We start from the raw sequence: 22,668 nt of genomic DNA on the forward strand, positions 1-22,668 counted from the left end.
GATGCCCTGGCATAGGGATGAGGCGCGGGCCGGTCAGGGTGTCTGGCACCGGTTCTGGCCGCGCTTGCCTCGCCACGGTCTGTTTTTATGACTCATGTTGCTCAACTGACCCGATTGTTATTGTGTTGGCGGCGCGTGCGTCGCGGCAGGTCGGGTCATGCCTGTAAAACCCTTATCAATTGAGCAGGGCGGCCTGATAGCCTGCGCACTTGCCCATCACGTATCCCATCTCCAGCTTGTTGATATCGCGGGTAAAACGGGAAACGGGGAAGTAGTCAGCCGGGGCGATCACCTCGATCTGGCAGTCCTCCGGCGGATTGGCGATAAAATCGAGCGCCTCGTTGTAGCTGCGATCCCGCTGCTCCAGCGCCTGTGCCAGCGCGGGACGGGTCTTGAGCAGGGTGCGGATCATCCAGGGGAAGGGCATCGGCTTTAGCCGATAGCCAAGGGGCTCGGAGAGGATCACCGTCAGGTGACGGGCACCGCGGCGGTAGGCCTCGATCACCGGGATGGAGTCGGCTACCCCGCCATCTGTCATCGGTACCCCGTGCACTTCCGGGTATTCGTGGGAGGCGAGGGGAATGGCGCAGCTGGCGGGCAGCACCTCGTTCATGTTCTCCGGCTTGACCCGGATGTACTCCGCCTTGCCGGTCAGGGTATTGGTCACCACCGCATAGAAGGGGATGCCGGTCTCCCGGTAGGCGTGAATGTCGAGAGGATACTTGCTGCAGCTGGTGTTCCACAGCCAGTGGATATCCACCAGATTGCCCCCCTTGGCAAAACGCAGGGGATCCATAAACTGCTGGCTGCACGCCAGTTTGGTCAGGATCTCGTGGCTACGGCCATGCTGGCTGGCGAGATAAGCCAGCAAGTTGGTGGCCCCCGCCGAGACGCCGATGGCGAAGTCAAAGGGGCGATAGTCATGCTCGATAAACGCATCCAGCACGCCGCTGGCAAATATGCCGCGCATGGCGCCGCCTTCTACAACCAATGCGCTGGGGGATGCGTTTTTGTTCATGACAGGCACCTCATTGATAAGTCAGAGAGAAAAAGTGGGAAAGAGAACGTCCGGGCTGTCAGGCCGACCGTTCTGACAACCAACCGGGGTTGGCCATCGCAATGAGGTCATTCTAGGAAGGGGATAGTGTTTAGAATATCTGTTAATAATGAATCAAGTGTTTTGTATTTCTAAACGACACTGATAAACCCGTTGTGATCAAAGGGGTTGTGTAGGAGTCTCAACGACTCTGTGATGGCTGGATATTGGCAAGGATGAGTGTGTCATGACGTTATTGGTTCCCCCGCTGCTCCGACGTGGCGATACCATCGCTTTTTTCTCCCCTTCCAGCGCGGCGACCGCCTGGGCACCCAACCGTTTTGCCCGCGCAAAAGCCTTTCTTGAGGGGCAGGGCTTTAGGCTCAAGGCGGGCAGCCTCACCGGCCAGCAGGATCACTGGCGATCCGGCTCCATCGCCGCGCGGGCCGAGGAGCTCAACGCCCTTATTCGCGACCCAGAAGTGCGCTGCATCATGTCGGTGATTGGCGGCAGCAACTCCAACTCCCTGCTGCCCTACCTCGATTTTGAGGCGCTCAAGCGCGATCCCAAGATCATCGTCGGCTACTCCGATGTGACGGCACTGCTGCTCGGCATCCACGCCCAAACTGGCCTGGTTACCTTTTATGGCCCGGCGCTGGTGGCCTCGTTCGGCGAGTTGCCGCCGCTGGTGGAGGAGACGCTGGCCAGTTTTTTACAGATTGTGCTGGCCGACGAGGCTGGCGTTCCCTGCACGTTGCCCACCCCGGCAAAGTGGAGCGATGAACGGCTCGATTGGGAAAATCAGACCCGGGCCAAGCAGTGCCAGCCCAACCGGCTGATCTCGGTGGGGACTGGTCGGGTAGCGGGGCGGCTGATAGGCGGCAACCTCAACACCATGGCGGGGATCTGGGGTTCCCCCTATATGCCGGCCATCGAACGCGGTGACATTTTGCTGCTGGAGGACAGCCTGAAATCTGCCGAGACGCTGGAGCGCTCCTTTGCCCATCTCAAGCTGTGCGGGGTGTTTGAGCGGATCGGCGCGCTTATCCTTGGCAAGCACGAGCTGTTCAACGATCAGGGTAGCGGCAAGCGCCCCCTCGATATCCTGCTGGAGGTGGTGGGGGAGCCGAGCTTCCCCATTCTGGCGGAGTTTGACTGCGCCCATACCCACCCCATGCTGACATTGCCGCTTGGCATTGAGGTGGCACTCGATCTTGACCGCCAGCAGCTCACCTTGCTGGAGCCCTGGTGGGATGGTTGTTGAGGCTATGTGCTCAGAGGATTGAGAAGTGATTGATACTGCTCATCAAAAACCATGTGCAATAACAAGCGCGACTGAGAGTCGCGCTTGTTGCAGTTGGCGGTATTACCAGCGGTAGGTTTTCAGTAGTGCTTCCAGTTTCTGACACTGCTCCACCAACTGGATGCTGGCGAGGTTGGCGGCGTGAGCTTGACCCAGGGTGTCGTTGGAGGTGTTGCGAATATCGCTCACCGAGCTGTCTACCTCATGGCATACCCTGTCCTGTTCTTCGGCCGACTGCGCCATCTGGGCGTTGAGGTCGTTGATGCGGGCAATGCGCTCGATGATGTTCTGCATGGCGGCCAGGGTCGCCTCGGTTTTGCTGATGCTCTCACCGGCTTTGCTTTTTGCATCCCCGATCACCGTAACTGCGCTCTGGGCCTCATTTTGCAGGGCGGCGATCATCTGGGAGATCTCTTCGCTGGCGGCGCGACTGCGATTGGAGAGGGCCCGCACTTCATCGGCCACTACCGCAAAGCCACGGCCTTGCTCGCCCGCCCGGGCTGCTTCAATGGCTGCGTTGAGGGCCAGCAGGTTGGTCTGATCGGCAATCCCCTTGATCACCTCGAGTACGCCGTCAACCGCAAGACAGCGGCTGTCGAGTTGCTGGATCACCTGATCCACCCGATCAATCTCTGCCGACATCTCGCCCATATCGGTGATGGAGTGCTGGGCTAGGCGGCTGGTGTTGGCAGCATCCTGATTGGTGAGTGCGGAGAGCTCGGCGCTATGGCGGGCATGTTCGCGCACCTCATGAGAGCTGGCGGCCAGCTCGCTGACGGCGGCGGCGACCTGGGTGGTCATCCCCTCTTGCTGGCGGGCCGAGTTTTCGGTCTGGGTCGCCACCTGACGGATCTGGTTTGACTCCTGATAGAGCTGGTGGGTTGCCTCTTCCACCTCCTGCAGGCTGTGGCGGAATCCCTGCACCATGTCATTGACTGCGCGGGTCATCTGGCCCAGTTCATCCCGGCTGTGATTGACCAGGGGGAGGGCGAGGTCGCGCTCTTTGGCCATCCGAATCATGGTGAGCTGCAACTGGCGCAGTGGGTGTTTCACGTAGCGTTGCAATACCCACCAGAGCAAGCCGAAGCCGATGCTGAAGACGGCGGCCAAGCTGCCGCTCAGGATAAGGTTGTTGTGGCGGATCTCGCCGAAGGTGTGGCTGAGGTCATAACTGATCCGCACTGCCCCCATTACGGTCCCTTCATTGACCTGGTGACAGGTGAGACATTGGGTGCCGCGATACTCCTTGTAGGCTTTGAACGGTTTGATCAGGGTGAGCCGGTTGCCCTGCTGCTCCAGAATGGCTTCGCCTTGATTGATAGCGCGCTCATCGAGGGGATCCTGCGCTTTCTGGTCTGGGTGACCCGGGCCAAACAGGTTGCTGACGGCAGGGGCGCGGATCAGGCGAGCCTCGACGATGCCCGCTTCACTCTTGAGCTTGGTCTGCACGATTTGTCGGTTGGCCATGCCACCGGTCATCATCAGGACGTTGAGCTGGTCCATGTAGGTGTTGGCGGCGCTTTCCACTTTTTCGCCCGCCAGCCGGATAGCGAGATCCCGTTGCAGCCATGCGGAGAGTTCGAAGCAGAGGCCAAAGGTGGTGCTGATGACCAGCGCAAGAGGGAGGAATATTTTCCAGTTCAAGGAGAGGTTATGCATTTTGGGCAAGTTCCATGCGCTTGGTGTTGTTATGTGATCCCGTATCATCTTGATCGTAGACGAAGAAACGGCGGGAGATGGTTCTCTATCGGCACACGATAACCACTCTTGAGTAAATAATCTGTTAAGCAGATCGGTAATGCAGGTTGCCAAAATGGCTTTCAGGAGGGGGGCTGCTCCTCGGGTTGATCCAGAACAAATTGCCAGTAACGATAATCGTTATCATTGTCGTTATTTGCTGATAATAGTGACCATCATGAATCTGACCCCTTCCATGACCGGTATTGCCACGCCGGATCCCCTCAAGTTTGCTTTTAGCGCCAAGACCTCGGCTCACGCCAGTCGGGGAGGGATGCGCCCCTTCCCGCTGGATGAGGCTGGCTGGCAGAGCTGGTGGCAGCGAGAGAGTGAAGCTGAGGAGCGCGCCCTCTACATCCACATTCCTTTTTGCCGAAAGCGCTGCAGCTTCTGCAATTTCTTTGAAAATGGTGCCAACCCGGCGCGGATCAACCGTTATGTCAACGCCCTCTGCGCCTCCCTTGCGCAGGCGGCTGACACCCCGCTGGCGCAGAGCATGCCGTTTTCAGCCGTCTATGTGGGGGGCGGTACGCCGACTGATATGAGCGCCGACGAGCTGGCCATGCTGGCCGCCGTGATCCGCCGTTTTCCTCTGGCGGCGGATGCCGAGGTGACGCTGGAGGGACGCCTCAACGGCTTTGATGATGAGAAATGGCAGGTGGCGTTGGCGGGGGGCTTCAACCGCTTCTCGTTCGGGGTGCAGAGCTTTGATACCCGGGTGCGTCAGCAGGCTGCCCGTTTCGATGACAGGGAGACCTTGCTGACCCGTCTGGGTGAGCTGACCCGGGATGATGCGGCTGTGATCGTGGCGGATCTCATCTTTGGTCTGCCCGGTCAGGATGATGCCGTGTGGCAGCAGGATATCCGCGATGTGATGGCGAGCGGTGTACACGGGGTCGATCTCTACCAGCTCATCGCCATGCAGGGCACCAATCTGGAGCGGGCGCAGGAGAAGGGCACCCTGGATTGGCTCGCCGATGGCCAGCAGCGGGCGGCCATGTATGCCTATGGCGGGGCGCAACTGGAAGCCCACGGCTGGGAGCGTCTCTCTTGCAGTCACTGGCGGCGCAGCCCGGCCGAGCAGAGTCGTTATAACCAGATGGCCAAGCGCGGTGCGGAGATCCTCCCCTTTGGCGCCGGTGCGGGGGGCAGCATTCTTGGCCACGGTTTGATGTATGGACGGGATCTGGCCCCCTGGCATGACGCGCTGGCCAGTGGCAAGCGGGCGCCCGGGATGGTGATGGGACGCAATCCCAATGCAAGGATGGACGGTCTGCTGCGTGGCGCCCTCGACAGCGGTGTGCTGGCGCTGGATCGTCTGCCAGCGCCTTTGCTGACCCATCTGATGCCGCTTTTTGCCGCCTGGCAGCAGCACGGGCTGGCCGAGATCGAGAACGCACGGTTGCAACTCACCCTCGCCGGCCGCTTCTGGAACGTCAATATGCAGGCTGGCTTGTTCGAGTTCTTGCAGCTCAATCCGCTCGATGGTTCTGCGCCGCTCAGCCATGGTACTGCCGCGGTACGCCATTCGCTGGTTTGAGCCCGAGCGGAGCATTTGCACGGAGCATTTGCCCGGCTCCGTGCGATCCATAACGAAAGAGGGAGCCTTGCAGGCTCCCTCTTTTGGCTTGGCAGTTAGCGTCGCGCGAGCTTACTCGTCGCTGCTCTCCTGATAGCTGTCACGCTGCGCCTTGGGCAGGCGGCGCATCGGCGCAAAGCCGATATCCTCGCCCACCACTTCCCGCTTGCGGGACTTGTTTTGAGGAGACTGGGCGGGATTTTTGCTGGCGTCACCCTTGGCTTTGCCCTTGCCCGCGGCTTGCTTGCCCTTGGCATTGCTGCTCTTGGCGTTGGCATGACCACGAGCCCGAGGCGGGTTCTGCACCGGCTTGCTGCCCGGCAGAGTCTGGCGACTCGGCTTGCCGCTTGGCTCATACCCTTCCAGGATCTCCATGGTCAGGGATTGGCCGATCAGGGCTTCGATCGCCTTGAGCTGACCCAGCTCGTCCTGACTGACCAGCGAGATGGCCTCGCCGCCACGACCGGCGCGGCCGGTACGGCCGATACGGTGGATGTAATCCTCCGCCATCTGGGGCAGTTCAAAGTTGATCACGTAGGGCAGTTGATCGATATCGAGACCGCGGGCGGCGATATCGGTCGCTACCAGCACCCGCACCTCGCCACTGCGAAAATCGGCCAGTGCCCGGTTGCGGGCACCCTGGCTCTTGTCACCGTGGATCGCCACGGTATTGAGACCATCTTTTTGCATCTGCTGGGCGAGGCGGTCGGCGATCTGCTTGGTGCGAACAAAGACTAGCACCCGCTGCCAGTTGCCACGGCCAATCATGTGGGAGAGCAGCTCGCGGCGGCGTTCCCGATCTACCTGAATGATGCGTTGGGTCACCTGCTCCGCGGCAGTATTGCTGGGGTCCACCTCGATCAGGGTGGGGTCGTTCAGCAGATCGTCCGCCAGCGCCTTGATATCGTTTGAGAAGGTGGCAGAGAAGAGCAGGGTTTGCCGCTCTGCAGGCAGCGCCTTCATGATGCGGCGGATGTCGACGATAAAGCCCATGTCGAGCATGCGATCCGCTTCATCCAGCACCAGCACTTCCAGCTGGCTCAGGGTCAGGGCGCCCTGGGTCAGCAGATCCAGCAGACGGCCCGGGGTGGCGACCAGAATGTCCACACCCAGCTTGATGGCGTCCAGATTGGGCTTGATGCTGACACCGCCATAGGCGATCAGAGTCTTGAATGGCAGGTGGTGGGCATACTTGATGATGCTCTCGCCCACCTGGGCTGCCAGTTCGCGGGTCGGGGTCAGTACCAGTGCGCGCACCTGACGACGGCCTCGACCGTGGTTGGCCAGCAGACGCTGCAACATCGGCAGGGTGAAACCGGCCGTTTTGCCTGTGCCTGTCTGAGCGCCGCCGAGCACATCCTGACCGGCCAGAATGGCCGGAATCGCTTGCTGCTGGATGGGGGTTGGCTGTTCGTAACCCAGCTCCTTGACGGCCCGCAGAATATGCGGAGACAGACCCAGTTCGTTGAATGACATGTTCGAGAGAAACTCCTGAGATGAGCCTTTGGCTCAACGGGCAGCCAGCATGTTGGGGCCAGCCACGATATGGAAAAGATAGTGGGGCCGTAATATAGCAAAAGAGCGGCCGCTGCGCAGTAGCTGTCGCACCGGCCGCCACACAATCGTTCAACGCAGTGGCGTAAAACGGCTCAGGAGAGTCAGAGTATCTCGCGGATCTGCTCGGCCAGACTCTCCGGTTTGGCCTGGGGGGCGAAACGCTCTACCACATTGCCATCACGGTCGATCAGGAACTTGGTGAAGTTCCATTTGACGTTTTCCAGCCCAAGAAATCCCGGTTTCTGTTGCTTGAGCCACTGGTAGAAGGGATGGGCATGCTCACCGTTGACATCGCACTTGGCCATGATAGGGAAGGTGACCGGATAGTCGAGGGAGCAGAAGCGGGCGATCTCGTCCGCATCCCCCGGCTCCTGCTGACCGAACTGGTTGCAGGGGAAGCCCAAAATCACCAGCCCCTTGGGGCCGAGCTCCCGATAGAGCGTTTCCAGCCCTTCATATTGGGGAGTAAAGCCGCAGCGACTGGCCACATTGACCACCAGCACTACCTTGCCCGCCAGTTGAGTCAGCGGGTAGGGGGTACCATCCAGTCGTTGCAAAGTGAGATCGGGCAGAGGCATATGAAGATCCTTTCGTGGGTGATGCGCGGGTTGTGCCGTGAGTGGTTCGGTCGGTGACAGAGACAAGCGCCGGATGAACAGCAACATGGCGATGCGGATACGGTATCGGTTGGCTCTTGGTACCGCAAGGAGGCCGCGGCGCCTCCTCGTCCCGATTGCAAGGGCCATCACAGTTTCGACAGCCAATACGCCTGTTGGCGGAGCGGGATCACAACTGGCGATAAAAAGCGGGGAGGCGGGCAGCAACTCGCGTATTGATGTTGGGACTTCTCAAGAGAAGTAAACCGGTTTGTGACTTTGCCGGTAAGTCGCTACAAAGCGCCCTCTTTCCACTCATTGTGAGCCAATCTTGGACTATCAAGCTGCCATGGATGCCATTTACACCCGGGGATGGGTGATAGTGGATGATTTTTTGACCGCCGCCGAGGTGGATGCCCTCAAAGCCTGTTTGCCAGGCGAATGGCAACCGGCCGGGATCGGCCGTGACGCCCTGCACCAGGGCAATCCCGATATTCGCCGTGACCAGATCCACTGGCTGGAGCCCTCTCTCGGTGCGCCGGTGGCCGACTACCTCGCCCGGATGGAGTCCCTGCGTCTTGCCGCCAACCGGATGCTGATGCTGGGATTGTTCGACTACGAGGCCCACTTCGCCCGCTATCGCAGCGGGGATTTTTACGCCCCCCATCGGGATGCCTTTGCCGGTCGCTCCAACCGCCGTCTTACCACCGTGTTTTACCTCAACAACGACTGGCTGCCCGAAGCGGGTGGAGTGCTGCGTATGTATGACGACAAGGAGCAGTTTCTGATGGATGTCAGCCCCAAGGGGGGGCGGCTGGTCATGTTTCTCTCCGAGGAGTTTCCCCATGAGGTGCTGCCTGCCAATCGCGAGCGCTACAGCATTGCCGGCTGGTTTCGGGTCAATGGCAACGGCATGGGAAGGGTCGATCCCCCGCGCTGAGGGGCAATGTGTCCCGATTTTGACACAGGGGAGACTTTTCACTGCAAGAAGTGGGGTCATGGGTCTCCCATCAGCTGACAAGGGTTGATCTCCCTTGCTACACTGGCGCGCACTTATGTTCGTATCTGGCTTCGTCCGGTTTTTATGGTGGTTGGCTTATCAAATGGTCATGACGAGGCCGCTTTTCCCAAGGGATCACATCTAATGAAGAACATGCATGTCTTGCTGCTGTGCGGCGGCGGTGGCTCCGAGCACGAAGTCTCTCTGCGCAGCGCCAATTTCCTCGAGCAACAACTGGGCCTTCTGCCCGGTGTCGAAGTGACCCGCGTCGAGATGTTCGCCGATCGCTGGCTCAGTGCCGATGGCCGCGAGTGCAAGCTGGGGCTCGACAAGCTGCTTTCGTTTGACAGCGTGGCCCGTCCGGTGGATTACGTGGTGCCCTGCATCCACGGCTACCCGGGTGAGACCGGCGATCTGCAATCCTTCCTCGAGCTGGCCGGATTGCCTTATCTCGGTTGCGATGCCGAGGCGAGCAAGATCTGCTTCAACAAGATCAGCACCAAGCTGTGGCTCTCCGCTATCGGTATTCCCAACACCCCGTACCTGTTCCTGACCGAGCAAAATGAGGCGGCGCTCGCCGAGGCCAAAGCTGCGCTGGCCAAGTGGGGCAAGGTCTTTATCAAGGCTGCTTCCCAAGGCTCTTCCGTTGGCTGCTACTCCGCCAGCAACGAAGCGGATCTGGTAAAAGGCATTGCCGATGCCTTTGGTTACTCCGAACAGGTACTGATTGAGAAGGCGGTCAAGCCGCGCGAGCTGGAAGTGGCGGTTTACCAGTATGGTGACGAGCTGGTGGCTACCTATCCGGGCGAGATCTGCGTGCCGCAGGACAAGTTCTACACCTATGAAGAGAAGTACAGCAGCGCCAGCCATACCGAGACGGCACTGCGTGCCGAGGGGTTGACCGAGGCGCAGGCCGATGCGATCCACGAGTACGCCCTCAAGGCGTTCCGTCAGCTGAAACTGACTCACCTCTCGCGCATCGACTTCTTCCTGACCGAGGAGGGGGAGATCCTGCTGAATGAAATCAACACTTTCCCGGGCATGACCTCCATCTCCATGTTCCCGAAACTGCTGGAGCATCACGGTCACCGCTTCGCCGACTACCTTGAGCAGATCCTGCGCAAGGCCAGCTAAGCGCGATCTCCCGCTCGCGGGATGAAGAAGAACCCAATAAAAAATCCCCGCCAATCGGCGGGGATTTTTTATGCCTTTATCAAGCGGGGCAGGCCAGCTGAAGGGATAAACAGGCGGGGAGGGGATGACTCTTCCCCGCCTGTTGCTACCTGTGGGTGTTACCGGCGGTTAGCCGTGAGCCACCCGAAAGCGCACGCTGCGGGAGTGGCAGGGCGCCAGATCGCCAAACTCGCCAGCGGCCAGTTCAAGAGGCAGGGGTTGTTCATCCATCCGCACCGCTTGCCAGTCGCTCAAGGTGTGCTGGCTGGTCACCTTGCCTCCCTCCAGCACCGCCTGTTCGCTCGGGTTGTAGACCCTGATCACCAGCGCCTCTTCATCCTCGGCTTTTTTCAGGGCGCTCAGCACCGGACCGGAGGGATCCATGGCGAGCAGACTGAAGTGGAGCGGGGTGGTGAAGCTCGCTTTGTTGAGCTTCATGGCATCGAACGGGATCTTGTTGTAGCAGCGCACCGGGGTGAGGTAGCTGCGCGCCGCCTGCATCACGTTGGCGCTGATGTGATCACCGGCAAACGCCAGCAGGCTGAAACGGCAGCTGAGCTTGCCACGCACCTGGGAGTCCGGGGTGGGCAGCTTGATGCCGGAGGGGCGACCCGGGCGCAGCAGCAGCTCCTCTTTACCGAGTACGCCGACCCCGCGCAGCAGGGTGAGTGCCAGGGTGTCGCACTGCTCACCGATCACTTCAAACTCGCGCAGACCGTCACTCAGCACCGCCAGCCCCTGCTTGCCATCTTGCAGGGCGACGAAGTTCATCAGCTGCCAGACCGGAATGGGGGCCTCTTTCCACCCCTCCGCTTCCCAGTTCGCCATGGCGCTGTCGCGGGTGGGGCGGGTGATGCAGCCAAACTGGTTGTCGGAGACCACGGTGTCGCTCGGGAAGGGGGTGGGGATCAGCACTCGCACCCGATGATCATCGGCCTGATTGTCGAGCTCCAGCTCGATATCGATACGCGGGCTCTGGTGCGCCAGCGTGATACGGCAGGTGACATCGAGGTGACCGTTGCACTGGCGGCTGGCCCGCTCGGCGAGGTTGGCCGGCAAGGCCATACGCAGTTTGAGAGTGGCGATGCTCTGCCACGCCTGATGGGTGACCTCGCGGGTCACCGCAAACTCGGTGGAGTAGCGCAGCCACTCGTCCCGCGATGGCGAGTAGTCATACTCGTCGCCATCATCGGAGCCCTCTTCGAGAGTGAGCACCTGATCAAAGGTGGTGCCGCGCAGTTTATCCAGGATCTGCAGGGTGCCGTTGTCATTGAGGGCTATGCGATAAAAATCGTTCTCCAGCAGCTCGCCGCTGGCCGTCACCGGTTGCTCCAGTCCCGGCTGGTTGCCCTCGATATGCAGAGTGCAGTAGCCCATGGCGGGCAGGGGATGACAGAGCTGGATGTCGTACTCCATAAAGGGGTCGTAGTTGCCGTAGTGCACGATCTGTCGGTCCACCAGTCCCGGGTCAATCTCGCGCTTGGCGCGGATGAAGTAGGGGACCGGCTGGCCCGCTTCATCGCGCAGGGCAAAGGATTGGGCGCGAATGCGGATGCTGGTGTTGATCACCTCCTGACGGGGGAAGGGCATCAGGTTGAACAGGCAGAGTTTGTCGGCCACCTGCACGCCGTCTTCGCAGAGCGCCACCGGCATATTGTCGACAATCTTGCGCATGTAGAAGCGGATCAGGTTCTCGGCCATGTCGTCTGCCAGAATGAAGCGGGTCATCACCTCCTGATGCACCTTGTCGCTGCAGCAGCAGCCGATGCTGTCATGGGCGTGGTTCTTCATGATCTCCTTCCACATCTTCTCCAAAAGCCCGTGGTGGTACTCGAAGCCGAGCGCCCAGGCGATGCTCGCCAGCGGCTCGAGGATGTTGACGATCTTGTTCTCGATGGCGGCGTGAGCCAGCTTGATATCCATCCGGGTGGAGGAGATGGTGCGGTGTACCCGCATGTATTTGCCGTCGTTGAACTCCCCCTTGAGGGGGGCCAGCTGGTCGCGGCATGCCTCGATACGCTCGAAGACCTGCTCGAAGCGGCTCATGTGGAATTCACGCTGGGGGTAGATCTCCCGCAGCTTGTCGATGATGGCGAAGATGTTCTGTTGCAGTGGCATCTGGTCGTGGCCGTTGGGCAGCAGGATATCCTTGGTTACCGAGGCCTTCTCCAGCACCTCGAAGTAGGATTCGAGCCGCTTGCGCAGGCCCGCTTCATCTTCCGGCAGGTACTTGCCGATGGCGTAGCCGAGCGGCAGGACCTGGGCGGTCACCTCGCTGCCATCGTTGCTCTGCCAGAGGAACTCGGTCTTGTCGGTGCCGTGACGCTCGGAGCAGCCGCGCCAGAACATGGCCCGGTCAATCCCGAAGCCGTTGAAGATGTGGGGTAGCTGGGAGGACATACCGAACGAGTCGGGCAGGTAACCGATCTTCATCGGCTCGCCAAGGCTAAGGCAGTCGCGCATCCCGTAGAGCAGGTTGCGCAGGATGGACTCGCCGCTCACCTGCATGGTGTCGGTCTGGGTGTACCAGGGGCCAATAATGAGTTTGCCCGCTTCCACCAGCGCCTTCACCCGGGCCTTGTTCTCGGGCTGGATGGCGAAGTAATCCTCCAGCACCGCGGTCTGGCCGTCCAGCACATAGAACTTGTAGTCGGGGTCGGACTCAAGCCGCGCCAGGATCTCCGCCATGTTGTTGACCAGCAGGATGCGGGACTCCTCGGTGGTGAAGTACCACTCCCGATCCCAGTGCATGTGTGGCGTGATGTGAACTCGTGAAACTGTCATGACAATGATCCTTTGCTGACGCACGGCGGCCCTTGCCTGCCGTGCGGAAAAATAGTCTGTTGAAAAAGCGGTGGTGAAGATGCGCCTTACTCTGCAGCGACCACCTGATAGGTGCCGCGCTGCATGGCGTGACGGCGCCAGCCGATCAGCACCACAGTGGAGATAAGGGTGCCCACCAGCGCCGCTCCGAGCCAGACGGCGGCAGCCATCAGGGCGCCGTGGCCGCCATCGTGGAGCAGGAAGAGGGAGAAGATGCCAGCCCCCGGGGTGGAGAGACCAATCCCCATGGCACCCACCATGGCGCCGGTGACCACCGAGCCTGCGAGGAAGGAGCCGATCACCCGGATCGGATCTTCGATGGCCATCGGAATGGCGCCCTCGGTGATCCCAGCCAGCCCCAGCAGCCAGGTGGATTTGCCGGTCTCGATCTCGAAGGTCTGGAACAGGCGCGGTGCCAGCAGGGTGGAGAAGGTGACGGTAAAGGCCGAGACCATCTTGACCGCGCCGAAGATGGCGTAAGGGCCGTAGACCCCGTTGGCCATGGCGCCGAGGCAGAAGGCGTAGGCCGCCTTGTTGACCGGGCCACCTAGGTCAAACGAGCACATAAAGCCGAGCAGGGCGCCCAGCACCAGCGCATTGGTGCCGGAGAGGCCGTTGAGCCACTCGGTGAGGCTGTTGTTGAGCCAGGCCACCGGCTGACCGATGACAAACAGCATCAGGCTGCCCGCCACCAGGGTGCCGATCACCGGATAGAGGTAAAAGGTGAGAAAGCCGTTGAAGTTGGGGCTAAGGCGCACATGCTGCTTGACCCAGCGCATCAGGTAACCGGCGATAAGGCCACCGACCACGCCGCCGAGAAAACCGGAGCTAATCATGTTGGCGGCCAGTCCCGCTGCAAAGCCTGGGCCCAGCGCCGGTTTGTCCGCCAGCGAATAGGCGGTATAGGCCGCCAGCACCGGCACCATCAGAGTGCCCAGCATGCCACCGCCCAGCTTGCGGTACATCCAGAGCCAGGAGTTCTCGGTATCAAACAGATGCTGCAGGCCGAAGATCTGGGCCAGCAGCACAGAGACGGCGAGCACGGTACCGCCTGCCACGATGAGCGGCACGGCAAAGGAGATGCCGCTCAGCAGCGCCTGCTTGAGCTCGGTCTTGAGGCTCACCTTCTTGCCGGTCTGCGCGTCGCTCTGGCTGGTGTTGGGCGTCGGGGCGGTGCGACCGGCCTTGGCCGCTTCCAGCGCGTCATTCAGGATCCGCTCGGCATGGCGGATGGGCTCGGCCACCGGCGTCTCGATCCGGGGGATACCGGCGAAACGCTCCTGCTCCTTGATGGCCACCTCGGCGGCGAAGATGCAGGCCACCGCAGCATCGAGCGCCTCTTGCGGCAGGCGATCCTCAATGCCGTTGGCACCCTGCTTTTCGACCAGTACCCGAATGCCCAGCTTGCGCCCCGCTTTTTCCAGATACTCGGCGGCCATATAGGTATGGGCGATCCCCGCCGGACAGGCGGTGACACAGACCACAGTGGGTTTATTTGTATCTAAGTTGTCTTCTTTTGCTGGTTGCTTGCCGCTATCCCCTTCACCATCGAGCAGCGCCATCAGCTGCTCGGCACTCTGGGCCGCCAGCACTGCCTCGCGGGTATCGTCATCCACCAGGGCGGTGGTGAGGGTGGTGAGCAGTTGCATGTGGGTGGAGCCCGCCTGATCGGTTGGGATCGCCAGCATGAAGATCAGGTTGACCGGCTCGGGGCCGTCGATCCCCTCCCAGCCCAGCTCCTCGCTCAGGGTCGCGACGGCAAAGGCTGCTTCACGCACCGCATCGCACTTGCCGTGGGGTACCGCCAGCCCTTCGCCAAGGGCGGTGGGGCCCTGCGCCTCGCGGGCCATGACCGCAGCCAGAAAGGCGGCCTTGTCGTGCAGCTTGCCGGCCTGATCGAGCCGATCAGCCAGGGCATGAATGGCCGCATCCCGATCGGCAAACCGGGTTTGCAGCGTGATGAGATGGGGGCCGGTAAGACTGGTCAGATTCATGATGATCCTCTGTCAGGTTGGCTTGCCAGCAAGCCGTCATGGTGAAAGTGACTGCGATGCTAACAAACCGGCCGACTGATTTTTGTGAGTGGTATCATACAATTCATTATTTGTATTGTTTTTGTATTGTTTGGTCGAGGTGATTTGTTAGGTCAAAGGAGGCTGAGCCGTTTTGTCTGCCGGGTAACTGGGGTAGAATGACGCCTCTTCCATTTATCATGGCGCAGAGCCGACGAGGTGGCCTTTCGTGTCGAAAAAACCTATGTATCGCCAGATAGCCGACACCATCCAGCAGTGGATTGCGCAAGGGGAGCTGGCCCCCGGCGATGCCCTGCCCACCGAAGCCGAGCTGCGCGAGCAGTTCGGGGTGAGCCGGGTAACGGTGCGTCAGGCCCTCAAGCAGCTGACCGAACTCAACGTCATCGAGAGCATTCAGGGCAGCGGCAGCTATGTGCGGCAGGAGAAGGTGAACTACGACATCTATCAGCTCACCAGCCTCTATGAGAAGGTGACCGATCCGGCGGCCGAGACCCACAGCGACATTCTCGCCTTCGAGGTGATCAAGGCGAGCAGTGAGTTGGCCGAGCGGCTCAATCTGGTGGAGGGGGCGCTGGTCTATTACGTCAAGCGGGTACGCTTTATTCGCCAGATCGCGGTGACGCTGGAGGAGACCTGGATGCCGCTCGCCCTCTTCCCCGATCTCAGCTATGCGGTGATGCAGGGCTCCAAGTACCACTACATCGAAGAGGTGAAGCAGCTGGTGATTGACCGCAGCGAGCAGGAGATCATTCCGGTGCTCCCCTCGGCGCAGGTGGTGGAGGCGCTCGGTATCGATCCCGCCAAGCCCATTATCGAGAAGGTCTCCCGCGGCTTCTTGCAAGATGGCACCGTGTTCGAGTTCAGTCGCAACTTCTTCAAGAGCGATGATTACAAGTTCACCCTGGTCGCTCGCCGCGCCAAGGGGTGAGCGGGCGGCAGCACCCGAGATAAAAAAGGCCACCACCGAGTTTGCGGTGGTGGCCTTTTTGTTTGACCGATTAACGGGTCGATGCCGGGCTAAATAGCAGATTGGCTGGTGGTTTGATGCTGCTGATCTACTGCGCTGAGTCTTTGATAACTTCCTCGACCCGCACCTGCAGGCTCCCTTGCGCCAGGGTGGTGATGAGCTGGTCGCCACTGTTGACCTGATCGGCGCGGCTGATGACTTCGCCACGCGCAGTGCGGGTGATGGAGTAGCCGCGCCCCAGAGTAGCGAGCGGGCTCACCCCGTCGAGACGGGTGGTGAGCATGGCGAGGCGGTGACTGGCAAGGTCTTGCCGCTTGGCAATCAGGGCATAGAGCCGCTCCTCGGCCAGCTGGTGGCGGCGCTTGCCAGCTGCCAAGAGGCGCTCCGGGCTCTTGCCCTGCAGGCGCAGCTCAAGGTTGGCGAGGCGCCGCTCACCCTGATGCAGCCGCTGGCGCAATAGCTGCTGCAAACGGGTGGAGAGCTCGTCGAGGCGCTGGGACTGCTGCTCCAGTCGCCGTTTCGGATCCTGATGATCGAGCCGCTTTTGCAGCAGGATGAAATCGTGGCGGGCAGCGGTCTGCTGGCGGTTCATCGCCTGCAGCAGTCGCTGCTTGAGGTGAACGAGACGCTGGGCGCGGGCGCTCTGATCCGGCGCCACCAGCTCGGCGGCGGCCGACGGGGTAGGGGCGCGCAAGTCGGCGGCAAAGTCGCTGATGGTGACATCCACCTCGTGGCCCACTGCGCTCACCACCGGTATGGCTGAGTGGGCAATGGCACGCGCCACCGCCTCTTCGTTGAAGCACCAGAGATCTTCGAGCGAGCCGCCGCCGCGCCCGACGATAAGCACATCCACCTCGGCACGCTGGTTCGCTTTGGCGATCGCCGCGACGATCTGGCTGATGGCGGCGCTCCCCTGTACCTGAGTCGGGTAGATAAAGACCGGCAGATCCGGCGCGCGCCGTTTAAGCACCGTCAGCATATCGTGCAGGGCGGCGCCGGTGGCGGAGGTGATAAGGCCCACCGCCCGCGGTTCACGGGGCAGCGGCCGCTTGCGGCTTTCGTCAAACAGCCCCTCGGCGCCGAGGCGGCGCTTGAGCTCTTCAAAACGCAGCGCCAATACGCCGTCGCCCGCCGGCTGCATCGACTCGATGATCAGCTGGTAGTCGCCGCGCGGCTCATAGAGGGAGACCCGCGCCTGCACCAGCACCTGCATGCCATCCTGCGGGCGGAAGGCCACCCGCCGGTTGTTGCCCTTGAACATGGCGCAGCGTACCTGCGCCGACATGTCCTTGAGGGAGAAGTACCAGTGACCGGAGCTTGGCATCGCCAGATTGGAGAGCTCGCCGGTCAGCCACACCAGCCCCAGATCCTGCTCCAGGATCATGCGCACGGCGCTGTTGAGGCGGGTGACGGTAAAGACCTGCTGCTCGCGGCCGTTCGCCGCACTGGATGGGGTAAATCGGTTCAATGGCGTACCTGTGGTCTGCCCCGGCGGGGCCGGGATAAAACGATGGACACTATCTTACCCCAGTGCGGGGCAGGTGCCGAGCCTCTATCTGGAAGTGATGCGTTACGGGTATTCAGGCCATATATAACTTGCCACGCATGAAGACATTCAGTATCCACGGTCACAGCCTGTTGTCATCGACAAATTTTTAGGAAAAACGGTGCCATCAAGGCCGGCTCTCATACCGCAGGAATATTCCCGGCATTTCATATCAGGGTCGAGTATCAAGATACTGCCAGCCCGATTAACTATGCGTAACGAACATGCTTTATCTAGTTCATCTGTATCCGATGAGGGTATATATTGGTATTCATTTCCAACAAGTTTGGCTATGCCATTAATATCACAAATATGCCCGTTTGTATTAAATGTTAATATGGAGAAAGATATGGTTATATTGTCTCTCGCTTCAATTGATATGTAATTTTTAGCATCAATCAAGTAATATCCTTCCTTTGTCGAGTTACTTATTATTGGTACTGAATGCGAGAGATAATGCGTACCAATCATTGTTGTATCGGCAGGGATGCTCTTTTCCCAATTTTTCAGTGTTTCCAGTCTGATCCGATAATTTTTTATGAGACAGTCAGCAGATGAGCACTCTTTCTTAATCTGTTTCAGCCAAGCTCGTTGTGATTTTTTTATAATATCATTATCTGCGCTATTTTTGAGTGAGAGTAGATATGTTTTGGCAAGTTCTTCATCTAATTTACTCAGCTCAGGCGTCATACATATCAACTTTTCATTTGATGTTTTTGCTTTCTTACAATCAAAACTGGCGGCATGAGATAAATAGGGTGAGATAATGAATGATGCTGCGACAAACAGATTTATGATTGATTTCTTACGAGACATTTCAACTCCGTGTTGGGGTTTTAAAAAAATTAAAATGTTGATTTGTTGCTAGATTATGGCGCTGAGGTAACCCCTTATGAAAACAAGCTTCAGCTATTGGTGCGGTGGGTTCGTAACCACGGCATATGTGAGTAATCATACGGAGCTCATGATGTTTTGCACCACTAATTTTTCACCTGTGCAACAAATGGCCTGTATGTTGTCTCATAGGTATGACAATGGCGAAAATAGTTGTTGTTTTTAGGTGCTGCTGCGGTGGCAAAACCGTACCCGAATAGGAAATATGTGCCATGCGAGGCGCGATTCGAACAAGAAAAAAACGCTCAAAAAACAAGCGATTTGACGCTCTTTTTGGTGGGATAGGTAAGGCGAGGGGAGCCATTCTGACCGCTCTGAGAGGGGCATCTGGCAAACGGGCAGGGTGCATAAAATACCACTTAGCCAACTCTTTTGCCCCGAAATGGCGCTTTTCGTACTGATAATCTTGGTTTTTTGGCGTTTTGGCCGCCTAAAAGAGGGCTATGCCATAAAAAATTCAAAAAACTTCTTTACCAGTGACCAATGCGTGAGTAAACTTCGTCGGCAATATTTTACACCCCCACTTCCTCAACGGTGAGATATTGCCATGCTCAGGATTGCCAAAGAAGCGTTAACCTTCGACGATGTACTGTTGGTTCCCGCCCACTCCGAAGTTCTTCCCAATACTGCCGATCTGCGTACCAAGTTGACCTCCGCCATCAGCTTGAACATCCCGATGATCTCCGCTGCCATGGATACAGTGACCGAAGCCCGTCTGGCTATCGCACTGGCCCAGGAAGGCGGTATCGGCTTTATCCACAAGAACATGTCCATCGAGCAGCAGGCTGCTGAAGTGCGCAAGGTCAAGAAGTACGAGAGCGGCGTGGTCACCGACCCCGTCACCGTGCGCCCTGACATGACCATCGCCCAAATCAAGGAGCTGAGCCACAAGAATGGCTTCGCCGGTTACCCCGTGGTGACTGACGGCAATCAGCTGGTCGGTATCATCACCGGCCGTGACGTGCGCTTCGTGATTGACCTCTCCCAGACCGTTGAACAGATCATGACCCAGAAAGATCGTCTGGTCACCGTGCGTGAAGGGGCCCCTCGCGAAGAGGTGGTTGCCCTGATGCAAAAGCACCGTATCGAAAAAGTGCTGGTGGTGAACGGCGACTTCAAACTCAAGGGCATGATCACCGTTAAAGATTTCCAGAAAGCCGAGCGCAAGCCCCACGCCTGTAAAGATGACAAGGGTCGTCTGCGGGTCGGTGCTGCGGTTGGTGCCGGTGCCGGCAACGAAGAGCGCGTCGCTGCGCTGGTAGAAGCCGGTGTAGACGTGCTGCTGATCGACTCCTCCCACGGCCACTCCCAGGGCGTGCTGGATCGTATCAAGGCCACTCGTGACGCCTATCCGGATCTGCAGATCATCGGTGGCAACGTCGCGACCGCCGCGGGCGCCAAGGCGCTGGCTGCTGCTGGTGTCAACGCCGTCAAGGTCGGTATCGGCCCGGGCTCCATCTGTACTACCCGTATCGTGACCGGCGTGGGTGTGCCCCAGATCACTGCCATCTCCGACGCCGTTGATGCGCTGGAAGGCACCGGTATTCCGGTGATTGCCGATGGCGGCATCCGCTTCTCCGGCGACATCGCCAAGGCCATTGCCGCGGGCGCCAGCTGCGTCATGGTCGGCTCCATGTTCGCCGGTACTGAAGAAGCGCCGGGCGAGATCGAGCTCTATCAGGGTCGCTCCTTCAAATCCTACCGTGGTATGGGTTCTCTGGGCGCTATGTCCAAAGGCTCCAGCGATCGCTACTTCCAGACCGACAATGCCGCCGACAAGCTGGTACCGGAAGGTATCGAAGGTCGCGTGCCGTACAAGGGTCGCCTCAAAGAGATCATCCACCAGCAGATGGGCGGCCTGCGCTCCTCCATGGGCCTGACCGGCAGCGCCACCATCGACGACATGCGCACCAAAGCTGAATTCGTGCGCATCTCCGGCGCCGGGATGAAAGAGTCCCACGTCCACGATGTGACCATTACCAAAGAAGCCCCCAACTATCGGATGGGCTGATAAAACGGGGCCCTGCGCCCCGTTTTTCCACCCTTTTTTTATCCCGTGCCCTTTGTGACAACATCAGCCTGATGCAGGAATAAAATGACTAAAGACATTCACCAGCACCGTATCCTTATCCTCGACTTCGGTTCCCAGTACACCCAGCTGATCGCCCGCCGCGTGCGCGAAATCGGCGTTTACTGCGAACTGTGGGCCTGGGACGTAACCGAAGAGCAGATCCGCGAATTCAATCCGAGCGGTATCATCCTCTCCGGTGGCCCCGAGTCCGTCACCGAAGCGGGCAGCCCGCGCGCCCCCGAGTATGTATTCAACGCCGGTGTCCCTGTGTTCGGCATCTGCTACGGCATGCAGACCATGGCCGAGCAGCTGGGTGGCAAGGTGCAATCCTCCACCGAGCGTGAATTCGGTTACGCCAAGGTGGAAGTGCTCGGCGAAGCTGGCAAGAGCAGCGCCCTCTTGCGCAACATCGAAGATGCCATCGCCGACAACGGCAATGCCCTGCTGGATGTCTGGATGAGCCACGGTGACAAGGTCACCACCATTCCGGCCGACTTCACTACCATCGCCCAGACCCCGACCTGCCCCCACGCGGCCATGGCCAACGAAGCCAAGCGTTTCTACGGCGTGCAGTTCCACCCGGAAGTGACCCACACCCGTCAGGGTGCCCGCATGCTGGAGCACTTCGTCAAAGACATCTGCGGCTGCGAGTGCCTCTGGACGCCGGCCACCATCATCGACGACGCCGTTGCCCGCATCCGCGAGCAGGTGGGTGACGATGAAGTGATCCTCGGCCTCTCCGGTGGGGTCGACTCCTCAGTGGTCGCCATGCTGGTACACCGCGCCATCGGCGATCGCCTGACCTGCGTCTTCGTCGACAACGGCCTGCTGCGCCTGAACGAAGGCACCCAGGTGATGGAGATGTTTGGCGATCACTTTGGTCTGAACATCGTCAAGGTCGATGCCGAAGAGCGCTTCCTCTCCGCGCTGGCCGGTGTTGACGAGCCGGAAGCCAAGCGCAAGATCATCGGCCGCGTCTTCGTCGAAGTGTTTGATGATGAAGCGAAAAAGCTGAAAAACGCCAAGTGGCTGGCGCAAGGCACCATCTATCCGGACGTTATCGAATCTGCCGCCAGCAAGACCGGTAAAGCCCACGTCATCAAGTCTCACCACAACGTCGGCGGCCTGCCGGAAGAGATGAAGATGGGTCTGGTCGAACCGCTGCGCGAGCTGTTCAAAGACGAAGTGCGCCGCGTCGGCCTCGAGCTGGGTCTGCCTTACGACATGCTCTACCGTCACCCGTTCCCGGGCCCGGGTCTGGGCGTGCGCGTCCTTGGCGAAGTGAAGAAAGAGTACTGCGATATTCTGCGCCGCGCCGATGCGGTCTTTATCGAAGAGCTGCGCAAAGCCGACCTCTACAACCAGGTCAGCCAGGCGTTCGCCGTGTTCCTGCCGGTGCGCTCCGTTGGCGTGATGGGCGATGGTCGCAAATATGACTGGGTCATTGCCCTGCGTGCCGTCGAAACCATCGACTTCATGACCGCCCACTGGGCTCACCTGCCGTACGACTTCCTCGGTCACGTATCGAACCGCATCATCAACGAGATCAACGGTATCTCCCGCGTGGTGTACGACGTCTCCGGCAAGCCGCCCGCAACCATCGAATGGGAATAAGCGGCGCGCGCCCTTCTGCCCATCGAGCATAAAAATGCAAAAAAGACGCCCTTGCGGCGTCTTTTCTTTTTACAATCGTTTGCGCCGCAATTTTCTGCCCGCTAGCAGCTTTGCCCGGGCGCGCCCCTGTCACATCTAACAGGAGGCGATTTTTGGCATCGGCACTAGGCTCTTTCATGCCCATTGCGACCGGCCCCTGATGATACGGCGCCAGCAAGCCTTATCAGACAAGGCGGGCGGCAACAGGGCCGAGATGCGGCAAAGGGGAGTCAGCGAGCCTACCGGCAGCGGCTCCCGGTGGAGACTGGAAACCACTTTAATCAACGGGGCGCAGCCCGATCGGCCAAACGAGTCGGGATCATAGAGCACGGAGAGTTTGATATGTCAGAACAAGCAGTGTTGGTAGGTGGATGGACCGCATATCACAAGCTGACCGCCGAAGATCAGGCAGTGTTCAACCAGGCGATGAAAGGATTTGTCGGGGTACAGTACACCCCCTTTGAAGTCTCCACCCAGGTGGTGGCTGGTACCAACTACCGCTTCAAGTGCAAGAGCACTGTGCCGCTCGCCCAGCCGATCCATGGCGAAGCCGTGGTACAGATCTTCAAATCACTGGACGGGGATGCCCATATCACCTCCATTACCCCGATCTGATTGGGTTGTGGGGCAAGGCGGGGAGGGGGAATAACCTCCAATCTGTTTGCTCCTAATCCTGAAAATAAGAAAGACGCCTTAGGGC

16 protein-coding genes are annotated in these 22,668 nt (G+C 59.6%); 8 read left to right on the forward strand and 8 right to left on the reverse strand.

The annotated features are described in order from the left end of the window. Positions 1–175: 175 nt before the first annotated feature. Positions 176–1,018 carry a patatin-like phospholipase family protein gene (locus tag G5171_RS00715; protein ID WP_042053080.1) on the reverse strand — a complete coding sequence of 281 codons (843 nt, stop codon included), beginning with the start codon at positions 1,016–1,018 and terminating at the stop codon, positions 176–178. 265 nt (positions 1,019–1,283) lie between these two features. On the opposite strand from G5171_RS00715, the gene G5171_RS00720 reads away from it, so the two are divergent. Then, positions 1,284–2,300, forward strand: a complete 1,017-nt coding sequence (locus G5171_RS00720) for a S66 family peptidase (protein WP_421259664.1) — start codon at positions 1,284–1,286, stop codon at positions 2,298–2,300. Between the two features lie 102 nt (positions 2,301–2,402). On the opposite strand, the gene G5171_RS00725 is transcribed toward G5171_RS00720, so the two are convergent. Continuing rightward, on the reverse strand, positions 2,403–3,998 hold the full coding sequence (locus G5171_RS00725) for a methyl-accepting chemotaxis protein (RefSeq protein WP_421250277.1): 1,596 nt from the start codon (positions 3,996–3,998) through the stop codon (positions 2,403–2,405). 256 nt (positions 3,999–4,254) lie between these two features. Here G5171_RS00725 and hutW point away from each other — a divergent pair, with 256 nt between their 5' ends. Further along, complete coding sequence (gene hutW, locus G5171_RS00730) at positions 4,255–5,616, forward strand: heme anaerobic degradation radical SAM methyltransferase ChuW/HutW (protein WP_421259665.1); 1,362 nt, start codon at positions 4,255–4,257, stop codon at positions 5,614–5,616. Between the two features lie 111 nt (positions 5,617–5,727). Here hutW and G5171_RS00735 read toward each other — a convergent pair whose 3' ends face one another. Both G5171_RS00735 and G5171_RS00740 read right to left on the reverse strand, forming a co-directional pair. After that, complete coding sequence (locus tag G5171_RS00735; protein ID WP_421259666.1) at positions 5,728–7,131, reverse strand: DEAD/DEAH box helicase; 1,404 nt, start codon at positions 7,129–7,131, stop codon at positions 5,728–5,730. Positions 7,132–7,313: 182 nt separating this feature from the next. Further along, complete coding sequence (locus G5171_RS00740) at positions 7,314–7,790, reverse strand: glutathione peroxidase (protein ID WP_100653573.1); 477 nt, start codon at positions 7,788–7,790, stop codon at positions 7,314–7,316. A 349-nt stretch (positions 7,791–8,139) separates the two neighbouring features. Here G5171_RS00740 and G5171_RS00745 point away from each other — a divergent pair, with 349 nt between their 5' ends. Both G5171_RS00745 and G5171_RS00750 read left to right on the forward strand, forming a co-directional pair. Continuing rightward, positions 8,140–8,748 carry a 2OG-Fe(II) oxygenase gene (locus tag G5171_RS00745; protein ID WP_337072099.1) on the forward strand — a complete coding sequence of 203 codons (609 nt, stop codon included), beginning with the start codon at positions 8,140–8,142 and terminating at the stop codon, positions 8,746–8,748. A 204-nt stretch (positions 8,749–8,952) separates the two neighbouring features. Then, positions 8,953–9,942 carry a D-alanine--D-alanine ligase gene (locus G5171_RS00750; RefSeq protein WP_040066371.1) on the forward strand — a complete coding sequence of 330 codons (990 nt, stop codon included), beginning with the start codon at positions 8,953–8,955 and terminating at the stop codon, positions 9,940–9,942. Between the two features lie 168 nt (positions 9,943–10,110). Here G5171_RS00750 and mngB read toward each other — a convergent pair whose 3' ends face one another. Further along, entirely contained in the window at positions 10,111–12,765 is a 2,655-nt protein-coding gene (mngB, locus tag G5171_RS00755; RefSeq protein WP_337072100.1) for a mannosylglycerate hydrolase, read from the reverse strand. 86 nt (positions 12,766–12,851) lie between these two features. Next, on the reverse strand, positions 12,852–14,798 hold the full coding sequence (mngA, locus tag G5171_RS00760; protein WP_337072101.1) for a PTS 2-O-a-mannosyl-D-glycerate transporter subunit IIABC: 1,947 nt from the start codon (positions 14,796–14,798) through the stop codon (positions 12,852–12,854). Positions 14,799–15,045: 247 nt separating this feature from the next. On the opposite strand from mngA, the gene G5171_RS00765 reads away from it, so the two are divergent. Beyond that, positions 15,046–15,765: a GntR family transcriptional regulator gene (locus G5171_RS00765; protein ID WP_043851054.1), complete on the forward strand. Its 720-nt coding sequence runs from the start codon at positions 15,046–15,048 to the stop codon at positions 15,763–15,765. A 127-nt stretch (positions 15,766–15,892) separates the two neighbouring features. Here the strand turns inward: G5171_RS00765 and xseA are convergent, their stop codons facing one another. Together xseA and G5171_RS00775 are read right to left on the reverse strand one after the other, a co-directional pair. Continuing rightward, positions 15,893–17,272 carry an exodeoxyribonuclease VII large subunit gene (gene xseA, locus G5171_RS00770; RefSeq protein WP_337072102.1) on the reverse strand — a complete coding sequence of 460 codons (1,380 nt, stop codon included), beginning with the start codon at positions 17,270–17,272 and terminating at the stop codon, positions 15,893–15,895. A gap of 147 nt (positions 17,273–17,419) precedes the next feature. Continuing rightward, positions 17,420–18,166 carry a lysozyme inhibitor LprI family protein gene (locus G5171_RS00775; protein ID WP_337072103.1) on the reverse strand — a complete coding sequence of 249 codons (747 nt, stop codon included), beginning with the start codon at positions 18,164–18,166 and terminating at the stop codon, positions 17,420–17,422. Between the two features lie 625 nt (positions 18,167–18,791). Here G5171_RS00775 and guaB point away from each other — a divergent pair. From guaB to G5171_RS00790, 3 genes are all read left to right on the forward strand, one after another. After that, complete coding sequence (guaB, locus tag G5171_RS00780; RefSeq protein ID WP_005345006.1) at positions 18,792–20,255, forward strand: IMP dehydrogenase; 1,464 nt, start codon at positions 18,792–18,794, stop codon at positions 20,253–20,255. An 84-nt stretch (positions 20,256–20,339) separates the two neighbouring features. Further along, positions 20,340–21,929, forward strand: coding sequence for a glutamine-hydrolyzing GMP synthase (gene guaA, locus G5171_RS00785; protein WP_076495702.1), 1,590 nt, complete (start codon positions 20,340–20,342; stop codon positions 21,927–21,929). Between the two features lie 381 nt (positions 21,930–22,310). Then, entirely contained in the window at positions 22,311–22,583 is a 273-nt protein-coding gene (locus G5171_RS00790) for a hypothetical protein (RefSeq protein ID WP_139473124.1), read from the forward strand. Positions 22,584–22,668: the final 85 nt, after the last annotated feature.

Source organism: Aeromonas sp. 600774 (genome assembly GCF_049175075.1).
In the GTDB taxonomy this organism is placed as follows: domain Bacteria; phylum Pseudomonadota; class Gammaproteobacteria; order Enterobacterales; family Aeromonadaceae; genus Aeromonas; species Aeromonas veronii_A.